We start from the raw sequence: 1,757 nt of genomic DNA, 5'->3' as shown, positions 1-1,757 counted from the left end.
CCGCCGATGCCGCCTGGGCGGCGGGCCGGGCGCTGCCCGACTGGCGGCGGACGGCCGAGCTGGTCGACGCCGCCCTGGCCCGCGCGTGAGCTTCACGGCGGAATGGCTGGAGCTGCGCGCGCCCGCCGACGCCGCGGCGCGCGACCCGGCGCTCCGGGCCGCGGCGGCGGAACATCTCGGGCGGGACGGGGTCGCGCTCGATCTCGGCTGCGGCCCCGGCGCGGCCTGCCGCGCGCTGCCCGAGGCGGCGGGCTGGCGGCTGGTCGATGCCGACGCGCGCCTCCTCGCCCTCGCCACGGCCCGCTGCCCGGGGGCGGAGACGGTGCGGGCCGATCTCGCCGATCTCGCCCCCCTGCCCTTCCGGGACGCGCGGCTCGTGACGGCCTTCGCGCTTCTCGATCTCGCCGGGGAGGCCTGGCTCGAGGCGCTGGCCGGGCGGGTGGCGGCGGCCGGCGCCGGGCTCTATGCGCCACTCTGCTACGACGGGACGATCGCCTGGGACCCGCCGCTGCCGGAGGACGCGGCGATCGTCGCCGCCTTCAACGCGCACCAGCGCCGCGACAAGGGCCTCGGCCCGGCGCTTGGGCCCGAGGCGGCGACGGTGATGGCGCGGGCTATGGCGGCGCGCGGCTACCGCGTCCGTCTCGCGCCGAGCCCCTGGCGGCTGGGGCCGCAGCAGGATGCGCTGCACCGCTCCCTCGTCGCGGGGATCGCCGAGGCGGCGGCGGAGGCGGGCGCGCGCGGGGCGGCGGGCTGGGCTCAGGCGCGGCTGGCGGCGATCGGCTCGGGCTGCAGCGTCGGCCACCTCGACATCCTCGCGCTGCCGGCCGGCGCCAGCACGCAGTCGAAGACGACGTCGGAATCGAGGCCGTAGACGTGGGTCTCCGGCCGCAGCGCGTCGGCGAGGCGCGTGACCGGCGCGGTGCGCAGCCCCGAGGGCCCGGTGCCGATGATGAGCGGGGCGATGGCGACGTGCAGCCGCTGCAGCAGGCCGGCGTCGAGGAAGCGCGCGATCGTCACCCCGCCGCCCTCGATCAGGACGCGCGCGAGGCCGCAGCCGGCCAGCGCGGTGCGGATGGCCGCCGGCGCGATCCAGCCGTCGGCGGCCGGCAGCTCGATCACCTCGACCCCGCGCGGGCGCGGGCGCCGGCAGGCCTGGATGACGATCCGCCGCACCCCGTCCGCCCGCAGCACCTGGGCGTCGTCGGGCAGCCGGCCGCGCGGGTCGATCACCACCCGGGCGGGGTTCGGCCCCTCGACGAGCCGCACGGTCAGCCGCGGATCGTCGCCGAGCGCCGTGCGCACCCCGACGACGACCGCGTCGGCGAGCGCCCGGCAGCGGTGGAGGTGCCGGAGGCCGTCGGGGCCGGAGATGGCGGTCGAATCGCCCGAGAGCGTGGCGATGCGGCCGTCGAGCGACTGGCCGACCTGGGCGAAGAGATAGGGCCCGCCGCGCCCGTCCGCGGCGAGCGGCGCATAGAGCGCCCAGGCGGCGCGCGCCTCGGGCGGCCAGCCGGCGCGCGGGCCGGCGCGCTTGCCGGCGCTGAGCGCGAGAAGCGCAGCCCAGACTTCGTCGGTGACCTCCGCCCGCTGCATCCGGACCGTCCCTCGCTGCCGCAACCTGCGGAAAGAGTAGCGTTCCGCCCGCCGGGGTAAAGCCTCGCGCTCAGCGGCCGGCGCCGGCGCCGGTCGCCGGCGCCGCACCGAAGGCGGCGAGGAAGCCGTCGCGGAAGGCCGCCATCGCCCCGGCCGGCGCC

The 1,757-nt window shown here is 79.3% G+C and carries 2 protein-coding genes; one reads left to right on the top strand and one right to left on the bottom strand.

The window, feature by feature from the left end; all coding sequences use genetic code 11:
- Positions 1-874 (top strand): trans-aconitate 2-methyltransferase (locus Q0112_RS14675; protein WP_297976542.1); only part of this gene is annotated, 874 nt, incomplete at its 5' end.
- On the opposite strand, the gene Q0112_RS14670 is transcribed toward Q0112_RS14675, so the two are convergent.
- Entirely contained in the window at positions 760-1,596 is an 837-nt protein-coding gene (locus Q0112_RS14670; protein WP_297976540.1) for a RibD family protein, read from the bottom strand. The genes Q0112_RS14675 and Q0112_RS14670 overlap by 115 nt on opposite strands.
- Positions 1,597-1,757: the final 161 nt, after the last annotated feature.

Source organism: uncultured Amaricoccus sp. (assembly GCF_937858865.1).
In the GTDB taxonomy this organism is placed as follows: Bacteria; Pseudomonadota; Alphaproteobacteria; order Rhodobacterales; family Rhodobacteraceae; genus Amaricoccus.
This window is presented reverse-complemented; position numbering and strand designations above follow the sequence as displayed.